This is a genomic window from Planococcus glaciei (assembly GCF_900099655.1).
In the GTDB taxonomy this organism is placed as follows: domain Bacteria; phylum Bacillota; class Bacilli; order Bacillales_A; family Planococcaceae; genus Planococcus; species Planococcus glaciei.
Window position 1 is genome coordinate 1 of sequence record NZ_FNDC01000009.1, and the last position, 17273, is coordinate 17273.

Consider the following 17273-nt stretch of genomic DNA (forward strand, 5'->3'; position numbering starts at 1 on the left):
CATTTTTCTTCGTACATCATGCCTTTTTTCGGTTTGATGATCGAAGATGGGAGTTCACTTTCATCGCCATACTTTTTGGCCGTCCGCCAGTTAATTTGAAGGGTATTCGCAATTCGATCGATGCTCAACCCTTTTTCATTTCGTAAGTGTTTGATACAATTGATATCGGACATTGTAAGCATTCCTTTCTAACCTCCACCTGTTATGAGTTCGCACTTTAACAGTAGAGGTTGACTTGGGCGGCTTGCAAGTCCATTTTTATTTGCATGAATTTCTCATGCAGAACTCTGTACAAATTCGTTGCAAAGTTCTGTACTTCTATTTTGCATTACACACCTTCATAAAAAAGCATAAGGAACCTAACCATTACTGGTTTTGCTAGGTTCCTCATGCAAGATTGGTGTATCGTGAATTGTGTTTAACACAGGGGCGCGATTTATTAACTGTTCCCTTTCCATCACGAATCGCCACGCCTTCCCAATAGCTCTCTGCTTCTACTCCAAGTTCTTTGGCCATCTTTCCGTTATAGCACGCCAGACAGATTCGCTCCTCATCGAAATGGGTATAAGCATTGTCCCTTCCACACAGTTGGCATTCCGCCATCCCCGCCACCTCTTTTCACATCTTTTACTCTCTTCTTACCATAAAACAAAGCCGCTCCGCTTACAATTGACCAAAATTGGCTCAATCAAGAGACGGAACTAGTTAGGGACAGGAAAAGCGGCAGTTCTTGGAGAAAAGAGACAATCAGTTTCTGATATTTAGCGAATATTTGAAATAATTTCTATCTAATTCCTTTTTTCCAGCAGTCCCCATTTTGTCCCTGTGTGCGAAACAATTATGGAAATTCTTCGACTCCCATAAACATGCAAAAACCGCAGCTGAAAACCGTTGCGGTTCTTGAGTCCGGTATCTTCTTCAGGCAATTGTCGTGAATAAGCAAAATCTTTTCGTACACAGGGGCGCGATTTTACTAACCACTACCACCTGTTGATTAAGGCGGAGCGGGACCCGCTGCAGAAGATCATGAGCCTCGTCAACAGGCGCTACAGCGCGTCCTACGAGAAACGGTACCGCCACCACGTCGGCCGCATTTACCAGAAGCGCTATTTCGCGAAGGAAGTCGATTCTCGGTTAGGTATTCTCACCGTCAGCAGCTATATCCACCGCAATCCGGTCGAGACGAAGGTGGCGATGGTGGCACGATTAAAGGAGTATCCATACTCTTCGTTTTCCTTGTACTGGGATGATACACTGGAAGCCCCGGCTTTTTGGACCAGCAGCTGCTGCGGGAGATGTTGTCGGAGCCGTTCGAGAAGAAAAACTAGGCGTATTGCGTGTATTGCCTGACGTATGCGCAATACGCAGAAGAAGTCCCGCATGTGGAAGACATGGAGCTGTCAATGCCGGTTTAAATTTGGTTCTTAACAATTTTGTTTGACTTCACTGAAGATGACTTTTTTGCTATACAATTCTAGTGAATACAGAGACGAGACTTTATAAAAAAACTCTTTCCAAAATAATATTCTGGAAAGAGTACCTCATAAAGTTTTTTTCTAGGGAAATATGTTTTATAATGTAAAATTTTTATAATAAAGGAAATCGCGTCTGACAATAGAGTAAGATTTTTTATTGGCAGTACCCATATATGCATTTAATAATCTTTTTCTATATTGCTTATTTCTCATGTTTTCGCGAACCCGGCTTTTTTCACCAAAATTTTTAACGATTTTATCACTTATTGAGTCGCTTTTTGTAAATAGCACTAATTAGTAAAGGTTTATTAAATTTTAAGCTTAGCACCAAAAATAATGTGAAAAATGCAGAATTGACAAAGAAAGAAACCCCTATATTTACTTCGATATAATTAAATAACAATTGGATAAATAAGAGTAACAACCCTATTGACATTGTCAAATATGAATAATTTATTTTAATATACTTTTTTGTATGTACAATTCGTATTATCCATAAAACTAAACTGCTAATCAATGTTGCAATACAGGCCCCTATTAACCCATAGATCGGTATTAAAAGAAAATTTAAAATAATGTTCAAGATACCACCTATAAGAGAAGTATATAAAGCCCCTTGAGGTTTTTTCATTGCTACGTAAGTGGTGCCAATGAAACTAGAAAAACTAGTAAATATCGCTGCTATAACTAAAACTCCAGTATAATTCCAAACTGAATAAAATTCATTAGAAACTAAAATATTCATTATGACTTTATTTAAACTAAGGAATGCAGAGGCTGTTAAAACCATAAGAAAAAAGAAGATATTAAAAACATTAGTGTAGAATAAATCTCTACTGTTATTTTTAACTTCTTCTATAGCAGAAACTTGCCAAGCCTGGAAAAAGACAGAGCTCAAAATTGTAATAATTGAAGAAAAACGTGTGGCCACTGCGTATAAACCTGTTGCTGAAAGTCCTGTAAAATAACTTATCATGTACCTATCAGAAACGCTCATTGTCCACCACATAAGTGTGTTGGGTAAAAACGGCAAACTGTAAAGTACCATCTTCTTAATTATATCTATTTTGATATATTTCATATTAATGAAGCTGGAAAGCTTTATTTTTCTTGAAAGGAAAAATAAATCAAGTAGATAAGCTATGATAATAGAAATAAAATAGCCTTTAATGTCTGTACTTAGTATTAAAATAAAAATAATATTCGAAACAACAAAAACTAAAGTGTATCTTATATCGCTAATCATAAATTCTTTAGTAAAATTTAAAGATCTAGTAAATTGCTTTATTATAGAATGGAAAGTATTTAAACAGAAGATAACATAAAAATAAAAAAAATATTCATTAATAATATCTATTTTAGTTATTAATGGATAAAGAATGCCTAATAAACCTATGCTTAGAAAAACTACTACTACTGAATTACTTATAACATATTTCTCATCGTAATTCTCCTGATCTAAAGTAAAACGTACAACAGCTTCAACTATATTTACAGTCATTATAGGGATTAATAAAGAAATAGTAGTTATTAAAATATCAATAGTGCCAAATTCGGTTTGAGTAAAATAAGTTGTATAGATAGGCAACATTAAAAATGTTATTATTTTAGAACCGAAATTACCTACAGCAAATATTAAAGTATTGTTAACTAATTTTTGATAGATATTCATTTTGAAGATCCATTATTTAAAATTCCGCTTTTGACATTACCTTTTTCAACCATTTCGAATAAAATATTATTTGTTTCGCTCATTTTTTTCAATAATAATTCATTTTTCATATCTTGATTTATTATTTCTGATAGTTGTTCAATATTATTAAAAGCAAACTCTATATTAAACAATTTCTCATCCGAATTTACGACTTTACCAAAACCTATCAGCTTTTCTTGCCATATAAAACCTATAAAAGGTAAAAGTGCTTTTTGAGCAAATATTAAAGAATGCATTCTACCACCAATTAGGAATTGTAATGAATTATAAAATTTAAAAACATCCTCAACTGTCTCGACTTTTTTAATTTCCGATTTAATATTTGCCTCTTTTATTAGCATCTGCTGAAACAATTTAACTGCTTCGAAATCAGAAACCTCCGTAGAAAAGATATAAAATTTTATTTCATTATTTTTTTCTTTTAAATTTAAAGAAAGTTTTACTAACATTTCTAAATATTTTAAATGCAAAGTATTCGACTTAAAACAATGTTGACCCAAAACACATATACCAATATTGATGTCTAAAGTCTCCTTTAATTGTCTCATCGCCTTCCTTCTTTGTACTATAAAATCGCTATTTAAAGAGAAGACCGGATCAACTGTTTGCACAGTCTTACTATTAAAATAAAGATTTTCTGATATTTGATAAGATAAGTTATCTCTGACAGATAATTTATCAACGAGCTCAAAGGCCTTTTTATAAGTTGCGAAGCTTTGATCGTTATTAATTGGTCCTACTCCAATATATAGAACATTAATTTCTTTCTGATGCTTCTTTGCTAATGCACAGTAACTTTTAAATAGAAAAGGCCAATCTATAATTTCATAACCTTTAGTACTATTCAAATCCATAATCATGTTCCCACCAGCAAAAATTACTTTATCAACATTCTTAATACTGGACTCTAACTCTTTCCATTTATTCGAAGTTTTTAATAAGTACAAAAGATATATTTTTTCAATAGTATCCCTTTTCACTAGTTTTAATACAATTCTTTTAATTTTTCTTTTAATAAAAGATTTTAAAAGTGTTTCTTTGTTTATATTTTCATTGCTTATTAATGGAATTTGAATACTTCTTACATTTTCATATACTCTTGAAGTCGTGGGGAAATCAAATTTTATAATATCATAATTTTTATTTATAAAAAGTTTTGTCGCAGCTTCACTTAACGCTAAATCTCCTAAATTTGAACTTTTGAAAAAACTAAACACTACTGCATTCATCATAAAGCACCTCTAATTCCGATAGACTGCTAATTTGTACCATTAGGCAAAAAGATTAAATATTTATAATTTTTTTATAAGAAGTTAAAAAACTACTTTTGAATTTCTTTAATAAACAATAATAGTTTTCTTTTCTCAACTTCAAAGTTATGAAAGTTATTAGTAAAGTACAAATTTTTTTCACCTAAATTAAACCTTAATTTCTCATCTTTTATCACTAAAGTAATTTTCTCACTTAATTCTTTATGACTTTTAGGTGTAAATGTTAAACCATTTATAAAGTTTTGAACATATTCTTTAGTTTGTTTGAAATCCGATATTATTACTGGAATAGAAAAATAGCCAGCTTCATAAGCTGGTCGGGACTGATGAGCAACCGATGAAGGAAATACAAGTATGTCACTTGCCGAATAAGCATTAGACATATTTAATTGATGTCCTATAAACTTTATTTTCTTATTAATTTTTTTATCATTTAATAAAATATTGAGTTTTTTCATATACTCTCTCTCTCTATAGTGAATAAAGAAATTGAATATTTTTTTCATCTTAATATTAGGATTAATGATTTCTTGTTTATAGCCACAAATAATAAATTTTAAATCTTCATCGTTTAAATAATAGATTGAATTTAGAAGAGTATTTAATCCTTTAATTGAAGAAGTACCACCAGCAAATAATATATTGATAGAGTTATTCTCAATCCCCAAATTTTCACAAGCTACTTCACGATCAAATTTTTCAAGACTCCCAGGAGATATACAATCAGCAATTACTGATGTTAAAGGTTTTTTTAAGTTCGCATAGTTCTTATCAAAATTTGAAATAAATAAAACGCCATCAAACCATTCATTAAGCATATATTTCATAAAAGTATTGGATAACGAAAATATATTTTCATTAAAAGTTTCTCTAACAAAGCAAATGCTTTTTGCTCCGATTTTTTTAATTGTAGGTCCTAATAATGCAAGTACAGAAGAATTTACTATTACAATTTCCGGATTTTCTTTAATTAGTAAGGATTCCCACATTTTTATATATCTGTAGCTGTATAAATGTTTCCAAAATGACCTTGAATAGAATTTCGGACCACCACTATATTGATTAAACATAGGTATTGGTATATTAAATGTTTTTACTTTCATATTTAGCTTTTGCATATATTCTTTTAGATCTGGGGGATACTCTGGACAATAAGTAATAACCTCATATTTTTCACTAATCATTTCGACAATATCAGTTAAGCTTATACTCCCTCCTCCAATACTTGCAGAGTGATGGATTATAACTATCTTTTTCAAGTTATCACGTCCTACTTCGTTATTAACAATAGTTCACCTACTTTAACGTTTTCTCTGTATATCTGTTGTATATTTTTCAACAAAAAGTGGATACCAAGTAACGAAAAATAACAAAAATGCTATTATGATATATGAAGTTGCTAAAGTATTAATACTCGCTATAAAACAAAAAACCAAATACGATGCACTTATGCCATTTCGAATATTTTTTGTTTTAGCATTTCGTACAGAAATTTTGTAAGAAAACCAGATAAACAATAAATAAGGTAGGAGGCCCAACAAACCTGTTCCACCTAAAATATCTAAAAATGCTGAATGTCCTGAAAGGGAAAAGTTTGGATTATACATTGTAATTCCAGTTAAAGGGTATTGGAAAAAAGCATCTATAGATTTTTTATATAACTCTAATCTTATTAATGAATCTCCGCTTGTATCATTATATAAAATTAAATTTGCAAGTTGGGATAGTCTTAATGAAATTAATTGAATACTAATATTATTAGCCAAAGACATTAATATTAGATATATTTTATTAGGAGTTAAAATTATAGATAAAAGAATTAATAACAACGGGACAAAAAATAATTTGAATATAATTGATCTACTTAAAATAATATATAAAATAATACCTATAAAAAGAGCAATTAACGCTGTTGTATATGCTGAAAAATAAATAAGAACCATCATAAATATTGTGTAAGTAATCATTAATAATTTAAGTTTTAGTTTAAAGTTTTTTAAGGAAGCAATTAGCAATGGAAAAATAATCACAATACTATAAATGATAGAATAACCTGAAACACCTATAAGGTTAAAAGTGTTGAATTCATCATTTCCGGTGGCCATATTTTTAGAAATTTCGGGATCAATATTTAATGCTCTTAAAGTAATAAAAGCATTAATTATTTGCGAGAACAAAATAATCTTAACTATATTAATTTTTAATGGTATGTTATTTGATACATTTATAGAAAAAAATAATATAAATATACTTATTACTTGTACTAATTGTAAGGTATATATATTTAAACTAATCCCACCAATAATCTCTTCACTTTCATAATTAAGAAAAAATTGATTGACAATAAAATAAAAACTTGCCCAAACCATAAAAAAAATTAACTGAACTAATTGGAGTTTACTTAAATTAATGTTTGAAATTTTATATAAAGCAACAGCAACAATAAATAAAAGTAAAATATAAAAAATAGAACCTCCAAATAATAAGCTAAAGTAATAGAAAAATATTGAGAGACTTGAATTAAGAACTATAATATATATTAATAAATGGTAGAAATTTATTTTTACATTAATGATATTGTTGCTGTATTTTTTCATTTTACATTCCTCTATTATATATTCACATTAATTTTTTTAATTTTTCGGCTTGGATAATATTATTTTTTTCATTGATTACGAATTTTTTAGCATTTTTTCCTTTTTCATGCAGTTCAGTTCTTGATAACATTAAGATGTTTTTTAAAGTCTCTGATAAAGCTTCGATGGTTTCATCATTTATCAAATAAACATATTCTTCATACTCCTCAGGCATCCCAGGCAATTTAGTAGTTAATGTCGGAGTTCCTGAAGCCATATATTCCATATTTTTAGATGGAAAAGAATATTTTGTATATTCTTCATTAACTGGCCTAGGATTTATTAGTAAAGTGGATCTTATTTGTTCAGCTATTATATATTCATTTCTTTTAACACCAAAAAACTTTATATTTTTATTTCTTTTACAAAGTAGTTCTATCTCCTCTTCATAGTCCCCACTTCCATAAATATGCAATTCACTATCACTTACATTTGCTAAGATAAATGCCTTAACTAACTTGTCTATTCCATATACTTTTTTTAAAGAACCAGAATATACACAGACTTTTTTAGTGTATTTTTCTTCAATTTTATTTTCACGAGATTTCATATTTATATCCACATGTCCTTCCATTACAACATATGGCTTATTCTCCGTGTTTACTAACGTATTCATATGTTCAGTTAAAAAAATAAAACTATCATACTTTCTAAGTACTATTTCATTTAAATAGTTTTTAAGCTTTATTATTCTTCTTTTTAAAATACTTTTCTTAGAGAAGTCACTACTTTCCATATGGAAAGTTGGAATATCTGTAACTATTCCTATAGTTTTAATTCTATTGAATTTCCCATATATTACATTAGCAATAGAGGTAGTTAAGTTTAAGACATCCCCTATAATCACACTTTTTTTAGTTTTATCCTTTGACTCTTTATTTAAATAGTATAATGAACAAAAAAAAGCATATGCATTATTTAAGACGGGGAGGTTAAGCAAAGGCAAATATAAAAATTTTATATTATTATAATTTTCAAATTCTGTCTTCATGAATTTTTTACTGTTCTTTTTTAAAATAAGTGGGAGCTTTGAAATAACAACAAGATCGATATTTTTATTAAAAGAAATACCTTCTATCAACATTCTATGGTATTTTTGAATCTGTTGGCTTGACTTTACATTACTTACTTCGTAAAGAAAGGAAAATTTTTTTTCGGAATAGGCTGAAACACTATATATAATTTTAATTTTTTTCATTATAAACTCCAATACTTAAATCCAAGATCCTCAAAATCACTTCTATTTAAAATACTTTTTACATCAATAATAATCTTTTCTTCATTTTTTCCATTGGTATAAAGATTTTTAATTTTATTTATTGATAAAGATTTAAATTCATTATGTGCAACCGCAAATACCACACAATCTGCATAATCTATTTGTTCGATATCAAATAATTCCACTCCATACTCTTGTTTTGCTTCTATTGGATTAGCTTGTGGGTCGACTATTATCGGATTAATACCGAACTCTTTTAATCGCACTATAATATCGTTAACTTTAGAATTTCTAGTATCAGAACAATTCTCTTTAAAAGTTAAACCTAAGATTACAACTTTAGAATCTTTAACTTTTTTTCCTGCCAAAATCAGTTCTTTTATTATTGCGTCCCCAATAAAAATACCCATGCCATCATTAATTTTTCTCCCTGAAAGAACTATCTGCGAATGGTAGCCAAGCTTTTCGGCTTCATATACAAAATAGTATGGATCTACCCCGATACAATGTCCACCTACTAAACCTGGATAAAATCTTAACGCATTCCATTTCGTGTTCATAGCTTCTATAACTTCGTTTGTATTAATTTTCATTTTATCGAACACCATAGCTAACTCGTTCATAAAAGCTATATTTATATCTCTTTGGCTATTTTCCACAACTTTAGCAGCTTCAGCTACTTTTATAGAGCTTGCTTTATGAACTCCCGCCATAATAATAAGCTCATACACTTTAGTGATCTCTTCTAAACTCTCAGTGTCCATCCCGGAAACAATTTTTTTTATGTTTGTTAAAGTATGTTTTTTGTCTCCTGGATTTATTCTTTCAGGAGAATACCCTACTTTAAAATCATAACCACACTTTAAACCTGACTCTCTTTCTAAGATAGGAATGCATATATCTTCCGTCACACCAGGATATACAGTTGATTCAAAAACTACAATTGAACCTCTTACAAGATTTCTGCCAACTATAAGACTAGCATCTTCAACTGGTGATAAATCTGGAGATTTATCAGGATTTATTGGAGTTGGCACTGCAATGATATGAAATTTAGCTTCTTTTAATTTTGTTTCATCATTCGTAAATACAATTGATGATTTTTGAATTTCAATGTTCCCTACTTCTTTAGTAGGGTCAATTCCAGTTTTGTATTGATTAATTTTATTAATATTGTTATCAAATCCAATTACATCTACTTTTTTTGCAAATTCTATGGCTAAAGGCATACCTACATAGCCTAACCCAATTACAGCAATTTTATCTACTTTGTTAATAATATTTGTATAAAGACTCATTTATTTACCTCTATTCATTAGATATACTTTTTTCAGCTATTTTATTGTATGAGAAATTAGCAATTCCTTTAGATTCGGCTTCATGCTTCATTTTATCAAAAACTTCTGGATTCTTAGCAATTAGAGAAATTTTTTCTATTAACTCCTCAATCGTGTTCTCGTATAAAAAATCGCAATTACCGCCTAAATCTACATGTGTGAATCCTTTTATATACCTGAATAAACATGGCTTTCCTAAGCCAACCACTTGTTCCCAAAAAACAGAGTGCAACCCTGGAAATACAACTAAATCTGCAGCATTAAAATACTTATACGTTTCTTTAGAATCAATCCATCCAATAAAATGTACTTGATTGTCAAGTAATTTTAGCATTTCGGTTTTATACTCACTTGCAACTGAACCAAAAACAATTAATTTAAGTTTTTTTATTTCACTCTGTTTAATTGCTTTCATTAGTTTGAGAGTTTCAGGTTTATTGTAATCTATTTTTCCTCCCGTCATGATTAGGAAATCATTTTTATGTATTCCATATTTCTCTCTTATCTTATTCCTTAATTCAAAATTTTTTGCTTCATTAACTTTGTCATCTTCCGCGCCCAAAACTAACAACTCTACTTTTTCCTTTGGCAAACCATATGTTTCAATTAAAAAGTTTACTCTAGCTGGCAATACACCATAAAACTTATTTGTAAAAGGTTCTATTATCTGAGCACAATATTTGTATACAATTTTATGGAGAATATTTAAAGATACCCAATTTTTCGCACTATTCGAGAAATCCGTATGACAATCAACAAAAATTTTCACAGATGGATTTTTTTTTGCATATTTGGCGATAATTCTAATATCAATAAACTGGCAATCATGAATAAAAATTATTTCCGGTTTGAAGGCCAAAATTTCTTTCTCTAGTTTATTGTACATTCTTAACTTACGCATTATTATTTGTGGAAAATATTTTTTATAAGGTAATCTAACAATCGGAATGTTATCTTCTGTAAAATAAGAACCGGGAGAAGTATAACCTAAGTAACTGTTATCGATAAATGTCTCTGTAGAAGCCACTATTTTAACTTCATGACCCTGTTTTTTATGCATTCTTGGTAGAATATTTTCTTGGTAACTATAATTATCTATATAAAAAGCTGCAAGACAACAATGCAAAATTTTCATTTTCTTTCATTTTCCTTTTCGATGAATTCTTCTAAATCAATAAAATATTTACTCAATTCTTCCAACTTTTGATCACTGAAGTCCCACCACTGAATTTCTTTAAGTTTAGAAATTTTGCTATCTTCAAATCTTTTTCTAATTAGTTTAGCGGGATTTCCTGCCCAAACTTCATAGGCTGGAACATCTTTTGTTACCACGCTTCCCATTCCAATAACAGCTCCATCACCAATTTTCACTCCTGCTTTAACTAAGCATTTTGCGCCAATCCAAACATCATTACCTATATATGTTGTTTTTTTATAATCAAATTTATGATAAGAGTATTTTTTCTTTATCTGATCCTTATTTTTATTAAAAACTGGTGAAGTAGATACCCAATCAATCGAATGTGAAGCTCCACCAATTTCACAGTCCCCAGCTATTGAACAAAAAGAACCTATATTGGTGTTTACAATTGTACAATCGTATCCACAAAAAGAGTGCTTGTCCATATGTGAGTTTACAATGACACTACCTGCTCCTATACTTGAACTCTTGTGAATTTCACTGTCCTTAATGGCCCTTAAATGCAGTTTTTTAATTAATTTTGAAATAATATACTCAAAATTTCCGTTCATAATATCCCCACTTTTTTCATCATCGATTATACATAAATTAACCTAATAGATAATTTTTAATATATGTTATTATCAAACAAATCTTTTTCACTAGGAACATTTATTAAAACTGCCTTATGCGGTCCATAATAAACAAACATACTTCCTGCAGCTGCTGCGTGTGCTTTTCCTTCTAAAAGAACCTTCTTGATATCAGCGACATTCTTTGCCCCTCCACATGCAGTTACTGGAATAGTCAATGCATCGACAACTTCTTTGATAATTTCTATATCGTACCCTTGCATCGTTCCGTCTCTATCAATAGAATTTAGAAAAATTTCACCAGCACCATATTCTTGAGCTTTAACTGCAAGTTCGACAGGACCGATTTTTTGCTTTGCTTTTCCGCCATGGCTATAACAAAATCTTTGTCCAAACAGATTCTTTTTATAATCAATGGAAACGACAATACTTTGACTCCCCGCAAAATTAGCTGCTTCTTTAATAAGATTAGGGTTTTCAATAAAACTACTATTTATAATTACTTTCTCATATCCAATATAAAATATTTCTTTTATTTGATTTAAGTTAGTTATTCCGCCACCGTAGCTTAAAGGCATAAAAGCTTCACTAGCAATATCTTTTAAATATCCAAAATTCGGTTCTTTTTTTTTGTAACTCGCATCTATATCTAAAATACATACTTCATCAACACCTTTACCATTGAAAATCTTCAATGCGTTAATTGGATCTCCTAGGTAATTGGGTTTTGAAAACTTAATAGTTTTTACTAACGCATCTTCTTTTAAAAGTAACGTAGGCATTATTCTTGGTCTAAGAGACAAAATTATCTCTCCTAGCAAAATTGTCAAGAATTTTCATGCCGAACTTATGACTCTTTTCGGGATGAAATTGGACACCTAATATATTTTCTAAAAAAACAGCTGAAGCAAATTTGTAGCCGTATATAGATTCTAATAATATATTTTCATTAGATTTACAAACTGCATGAAATGAATGAACAAAGTAAAATCTGAAATCTGAATCTATACTGTTAACCAAATAACTTTCATTAACTTTTCTAACTAAATTCCATCCCATATGAGGGGTTTTTAAGTTATGTTTATCTTCAAAATTAAATTTTTTTGACTCGAATGGAATTAGTGATAAGCCAGCTAATTTTCCTTCTTCGCTTTTTTCACCTAATAATTGCATCCCTAAACAGATACCAAGTAATGGTTTTTTTTCAACTTTTGCATGATTTAAGATTAGTGGTATCAATCCACTTTTTGTTAGTTTTTCAACTCCGGTATCAAAAGAACCCACTCCCGGCAGTATCAATTTTCCGGCTTCTTTTATGATGTTTGGATCGCTTGAAATTACAGATTTATGACCTAACTTTTTAAGCATATTAAGAATTGATCCCACATTACCCATACCATAATCAAGAATTACTATCATAATTCAGCTCCTATCTAAAGTTTCTTTTTTCTACCCCTAATTTTTTTGCCACTTTAATTGAACTCTCTATGATTCCTAAAGAGTTTTTGTAGTCAGAGTATTTTTTGTTTGGTCCATTAATTATATTTTTAAAACTTTCAGGTGTGATTCCCAGTTTTTTTGCAATATATTCCAAATCAGCTTCCATAGTTTCTTTATCATAAGCATTTTCACTGATTTTAATTATGGCTTCTTCTCTGCTCATTTGATCTGCTAAAATCATATTTGAAAAATAAGCTCTTCTTTTGTCAAATCCAAATTTATAAGGTAAGTAATATCCTTCATAAAATCTAGTAAATATATTTTCGTAATGCTTGTTTGCATACTTTTCCCAACCATATAAATCAAAAAGTTCTTTTTCAGCTTTTTCTTTATCATAGTTAATATAATCTAAAGGAGCCAGTCGTTTCATTCCTCTTAAATAAGCGTAATTTAATCTATATTTAAACATTCCACACATCGGCATATTTTTAAGTTTTACTGAACCGTACTGTTTGTGAATGTCTTTGATTAAAGTTAAATCATTTAAATGTACCCACTCTATTGGAGGACGAACAGCTTCTGTAGCAATATTAGAGCCTGTCAAAACGTACTTTATTCCATGTTTAACTGCATAATTATATAAACCCGCAAAAATTACGTGATCTTGTGGTAAGTCTTGATAAGGAACTTGTGATTTAAAGAAGGCCAATTGTAAGTCTTTCATTTCATTCCAATTTACAACTTCAGTATACATATCTAAATCAAGCTTTTTAACAAGTTTTTCAATATTTTCTACTGCAACATTCAAGTTCCAACCTGTATCTACAGTATAAATTAATGGTCTAAGACCCATCTTTTCTTTGGCTATGTAAGCCAAATAAGAGCTATCCACTCCACCACTTAATCCAAGTATACAATCATACTTCTTGCCTTTTCCTGCTTCTTTTATTTTTTTGGCTATAATATTTAATTCTTCCAATTTTTCATTACCTGGTTTCCAATCAGGTAAAATATCGTATTTAAAGCTGTTACAATAATCACAAACTCCACTTTCATCAAATTTAATTTTGCTGTCAGTTGTATCCATAATACAGTTTGTACAGATTTGATATTCTCTTAATTTTTCCATTAATTATTATTCCTCCACACATTTCTGTTGATGTAGTCGGTATAGCTTACTATAATTCTAAGTACCTTATCAGAAACATTCGGCATACTATAGTCTTCAACACTTCTCAGGGTACTATCACTTTGTGTTTCTAAAATTTCTAACCCCTGTAAGACTCTCTCTTTTTTTAATCCCACCATCATAGCAGATGCTTCTTCCATCGCCTCTGGTCTTTCATGGGCTTGTCTAATATTTAATGCTTTAAATCCAAGAATCGAAGACTCCTCATTAATAGTTCCACTATCACTCAAAACAGTTTTAGCTTTCATTTGAAGCTTCACATAATCATTAAAACCTAAAGGTTTCATTGTCTTAATCAAAGAATTAAATTTAATCCCTTTAGCATCTATCATTTTCTGAGTTCTAGGATGAGTACTAATGATTATCGGCATATCATATTGATCTGCGATAGCATTTAAACTATCACATAAATCTAAGAAGTTTTTTTCCGAACTAATATTTTCTTCTCGATGGGCTGATACAACGAAGTATTTATCTTCTTCGAGATTTAACTTCTCCACAATACTTGATTTCTCAATGTCTTCTTTTCTCGAGTTAAGAACTTCAAACATTGGACTGCCCGTTTTAATAATCCGATCAGCCGGCAAACCTTCTCTTAAGAGATATTCTCTGGCAATATCACTGTATGTTAAGTTGATATCAGCAGTATGATCTACAATTTTACGATTTGTTTCTTCAGGTACGCGCTGATCAAAACATCTATTTCCTGCTTCCATATGGAAGATAGGAATCTGTCTTCTTTTAGCAGCAATAGCACAAAGGCAACTATTTGTATCTCCTAGCACTAAAAATGCTTCTGGTTTAACTTCTTCTAAAATAGGATCGATCTTCACTAATATATTTCCAATTGTTTCGATGGCTGTTCCATTTGCAGCATTCAAAAAATAATCTGGTTTTCTTAAATTAAAGTCTCTAAAGAATACTTCATTTAATTCGTAGTCATAGTTTTGCCCTGTATGCACCAGAATATGCTCGATAGCACTTGATTCTTCTAATTTATTTATGACAGCGGATAAACGAATAATTTCAGGTCTAGTCCCTACTACTGTCATTACTTTTAGCTTCTTCATTTCCTAAACCTCCAAAATTATCGTATCCGGTTTGTTTGGATCAAAACTTTCATTTACCCACATAATAGTTACGAGCTCTACTTCTCCTACATTTACTATAGAATGAGTATAGCCAGTAGGAATATCGACTACTTGTAGTTTTTCTCCATTAACTCGATATTCAATAATTTCATCTGAATCAATATTTCTAAATCTAATTAATCCTTCGCCACTTACAACTAAGAACTTTTCGTTCTTAGTATGATGCCAGTGATTCCCCTTAGTAATACCTGGCTTGGAAATATTTACTGATACTTGTCCACGATCGGGGGTACGCAAGAACTCAGTAAATGACCCTCTATTATCCATGTTCATCTTCAAATCATAGGAAAAATCATCTTGAGGCAAGAAACTCAAATATGTGCTATAAAGCTTTTTAGTCAACGGATTACTCATGTTTGGCACATCAAGCGTTATACGACTTTCTTTAAATTCTTTAATAGTACTTGCAAGTTCGCCTAGTTTGATAGAATGTACTACTGGAATTTCACAGTAAGCGCCTATTTTTGAAGGCATTTCTTTAAGAGCTTTTACGAACTCTTCTAAAACATCATCTATATACGCCAACTTCAACTGAGCTTCAGGATTATTAACCTGAATTTCAATATTTCTAGCAACGTTATAACAATAAGTTGCTACAACGGTATTGTAGTTTGGCTTACTCCATTTACCAAATAAGTTTGGCAATCTATAGACAAGCACTTCTGCACCTGTCTCTTGAGAATAGTTAAACAACAACTTTTCTCCAGCCATTTTACTTTTTCCATAAGCATTGTCTTTTTCGGCTTGGATTGAAGAAGTAATCAATACAGGCGAACTATTATTATTTTTCTTTAAGAGTTCTATTAGTTTGGAAGTTAAATTCAAATTACCCTTCATAAATTCCTCTTCATGTTCTGGCCGATTCACACCCGCTAGATGAAAAACGAAATCGCAATGCTTAGTGAACTCTTCTAGCTGTTCCATTGAATTACTTCTATTAAATAGAAATAAATCGTTGTATCCTTGGTTTCTTAATTCAGCAACTAAGTTCTTACCCACGAAACCTGAAGCTCCTGTAACTAAAATTTTCGTCATTGAGTAACACCCATTTTTTCTAATTCTTCTTTCACTACTTCTAACGTTAGCAACAAGTCTTTAATTTCTTGCATGGATAGGCGGTGAGTATTATGAGAATTATATTCCCATCCTTCTGAAATCTCTTCTTCCCCTTCAGTGAAGTACTTGTTGTAGTTGAGATCACGGTTATCAGCTGGAATACGGTAGTACCCGCCCATATCTGTAGCTACAGCCATTTCTTCTCTAGTTAAAAGTGTTTCATATAGCTTTTCCCCATGACGAGTTCCAATTACCTCGATAGGATTATTAGCTTTAAATAATTCCTTAACCGCTTGGGCAAGATCACCGATTGTTGAAGCTGGCGCTTTTTGCACAAAAATATCGCCTTGGTTTGCATTTTTAAAAGCAAATAGAACTAGTTCAACTGCATCTTCTAAGGACATTAAGTATCGTGTCATTTCGGGGTCAGTAATTGTAAGAGGTTTTCCTGATTTAATCTGTTCGATAAAAAGAGGAATAACTGATCCGCGTGAAGCCATTACGTTGCCATACCGAGTGCCGCTAATTGTTGTATCTTCAAAATTTACAGTACGAGATTTAGCTACAGTAACTTTTTCCATCATTGCTTTTGAAATTCCCATAGCATTGATAGGATACACCGCTTTATCAGTAGAAAGGCAAATTACATTTTTCACATTGTGTTGGATAGCAGAATTAAGAACATTTTCTGTCCCTATTACATTTGTTTTAACAGCTTCCATTGGAAAGAATTCACAAGAAGGAACTTGTTTCAAAGCAGCTGCATGGAATACATAATCCACGTTAACCATTGCCGTATTTACACTGTTGATATCACGCACATCGCCGATATAATATTTCACTTTTTTATTATTCAATTGTTTACGGATATCTTCTTGTTTTTTTTCATCTCTCGAAAAAATACGAATTTCTTTAATATCTGTATCCAAAAACCTTTTTAGCACAGCATTCCCGAAAGAACCTGTACCACCAGTAATCAACAAAGTTTTATTAGCGAACATATTACCATCTC

The 17273-nt window shown here is 30.7% G+C and carries 16 protein-coding genes and 1 pseudogene; 1 reads left to right on the forward strand and 16 read right to left on the reverse strand.

Translation table 11 applies throughout. From position 1 onward, the window contains the following. Both BLQ32_RS11575 and BLQ32_RS11580 read right to left on the reverse strand, forming a co-directional pair. Nucleotides 1-182, reverse strand: a pseudogene (locus tag BLQ32_RS11575) (IS21 family transposase); the annotation flags it as partial. A gap of 205 nt (nt 183-387) precedes the next feature. Then, nucleotides 388-603, reverse strand: a complete 216-nt coding sequence (locus BLQ32_RS11580; RefSeq protein WP_074510446.1) for a DUF7685 domain-containing protein — start codon at nt 601-603, stop codon at nt 388-390. Between the two features lie 423 nt (nt 604-1026). On the opposite strand from BLQ32_RS11580, the gene BLQ32_RS11585 reads away from it, so the two are divergent. Further along, nucleotides 1027-1350 (forward strand): hypothetical protein, encoded by a 324-nt coding sequence (locus BLQ32_RS11585; protein ID WP_244890351.1) that lies wholly within the window; start codon nt 1027-1029, stop codon nt 1348-1350. A gap of 384 nt (nt 1351-1734) precedes the next feature. Here the strand turns inward: BLQ32_RS11585 and BLQ32_RS11590 are convergent, their stop codons facing one another. The 14 genes from BLQ32_RS11590 to BLQ32_RS11655 form a co-directional block, all read right to left on the reverse strand. Next, a complete protein-coding gene (locus BLQ32_RS11590; RefSeq protein ID WP_074510447.1) occupies nt 1735-3147 on the reverse strand; it encodes a lipopolysaccharide biosynthesis protein in 1413 nt (470 codons plus the stop codon). Further along, on the reverse strand, nt 3144-4421 hold the full coding sequence (locus BLQ32_RS11595; RefSeq protein WP_074510448.1) for a polysaccharide pyruvyl transferase family protein: 1278 nt from the start codon (nt 4419-4421) through the stop codon (nt 3144-3146). Before BLQ32_RS11595 ends, BLQ32_RS11590 begins: the two co-directional genes overlap by 4 nt. A gap of 89 nt (nt 4422-4510) precedes the next feature. Further along, complete coding sequence (locus BLQ32_RS11600; protein WP_139150539.1) at nt 4511-5719, reverse strand: glycosyltransferase family 4 protein; 1209 nt, start codon at nt 5717-5719, stop codon at nt 4511-4513. Nucleotides 5720-5761: 42 nt separating this feature from the next. Beyond that, on the reverse strand, nt 5762-7057 hold the full coding sequence (locus BLQ32_RS11605; protein ID WP_074510450.1) for an O-antigen ligase family protein: 1296 nt from the start codon (nt 7055-7057) through the stop codon (nt 5762-5764). Nucleotides 7058-7079: 22 nt separating this feature from the next. Next, a complete protein-coding gene (locus BLQ32_RS11610) occupies nt 7080-8294 on the reverse strand; it encodes a glycosyltransferase (RefSeq protein ID WP_083335320.1) in 1215 nt (404 codons plus the stop codon). Next, nucleotides 8294-9613 carry a nucleotide sugar dehydrogenase gene (locus BLQ32_RS11615; protein ID WP_074510451.1) on the reverse strand — a complete coding sequence of 440 codons (1320 nt, stop codon included), beginning with the start codon at nt 9611-9613 and terminating at the stop codon, nt 8294-8296. The genes BLQ32_RS11610 and BLQ32_RS11615 overlap by 1 nt, the downstream gene beginning before the upstream one ends. Nucleotides 9614-9623: 10 nt before the next feature. After that, entirely contained in the window at nt 9624-10787 is a 1164-nt protein-coding gene (locus tag BLQ32_RS11620; RefSeq protein WP_074510452.1) for a glycosyltransferase family 4 protein, read from the reverse strand. Then, a complete protein-coding gene (locus BLQ32_RS11625; protein ID WP_074510453.1) occupies nt 10784-11404 on the reverse strand; it encodes a CatB-related O-acetyltransferase in 621 nt (206 codons plus the stop codon). Before BLQ32_RS11625 ends, BLQ32_RS11620 begins: the two co-directional genes overlap by 4 nt. Nucleotides 11405-11460: 56 nt before the next feature. Continuing rightward, nucleotides 11461-12228 (reverse strand): AglZ/HisF2 family acetamidino modification protein, encoded by a 768-nt coding sequence (locus tag BLQ32_RS11630; protein ID WP_139150540.1) that lies wholly within the window; start codon nt 12226-12228, stop codon nt 11461-11463. Further along, nucleotides 12218-12844 carry an imidazole glycerol phosphate synthase subunit HisH gene (gene hisH / locus BLQ32_RS11635; RefSeq protein WP_074510454.1) on the reverse strand — a complete coding sequence of 209 codons (627 nt, stop codon included), beginning with the start codon at nt 12842-12844 and terminating at the stop codon, nt 12218-12220. Before hisH ends, BLQ32_RS11630 begins: the two co-directional genes overlap by 11 nt. A 10-nt stretch (nt 12845-12854) precedes the next feature. Beyond that, nucleotides 12855-13994, reverse strand: coding sequence for an N-acetyl sugar amidotransferase (locus tag BLQ32_RS11640; RefSeq protein WP_074510455.1), 1140 nt, complete (start codon nt 13992-13994; stop codon nt 12855-12857). After that, nucleotides 13994-15124, reverse strand: a complete 1131-nt coding sequence (gene wecB / locus BLQ32_RS11645) for a non-hydrolyzing UDP-N-acetylglucosamine 2-epimerase (RefSeq protein ID WP_074510456.1) — start codon at nt 15122-15124, stop codon at nt 13994-13996. The genes BLQ32_RS11640 and wecB overlap by 1 nt, the downstream gene beginning before the upstream one ends. A 3-nt stretch (nt 15125-15127) precedes the next feature. After that, nucleotides 15128-16240, reverse strand: a complete 1113-nt coding sequence (locus tag BLQ32_RS11650) for a polysaccharide biosynthesis C-terminal domain-containing protein (protein ID WP_074510457.1) — start codon at nt 16238-16240, stop codon at nt 15128-15130. Further along, entirely contained in the window at nt 16237-17262 is a 1026-nt protein-coding gene (locus tag BLQ32_RS11655; protein ID WP_074510458.1) for a nucleoside-diphosphate sugar epimerase/dehydratase, read from the reverse strand. Before BLQ32_RS11655 ends, BLQ32_RS11650 begins: the two co-directional genes overlap by 4 nt. Between the last annotated feature and the right edge of the window lie 11 nt (nt 17263-17273).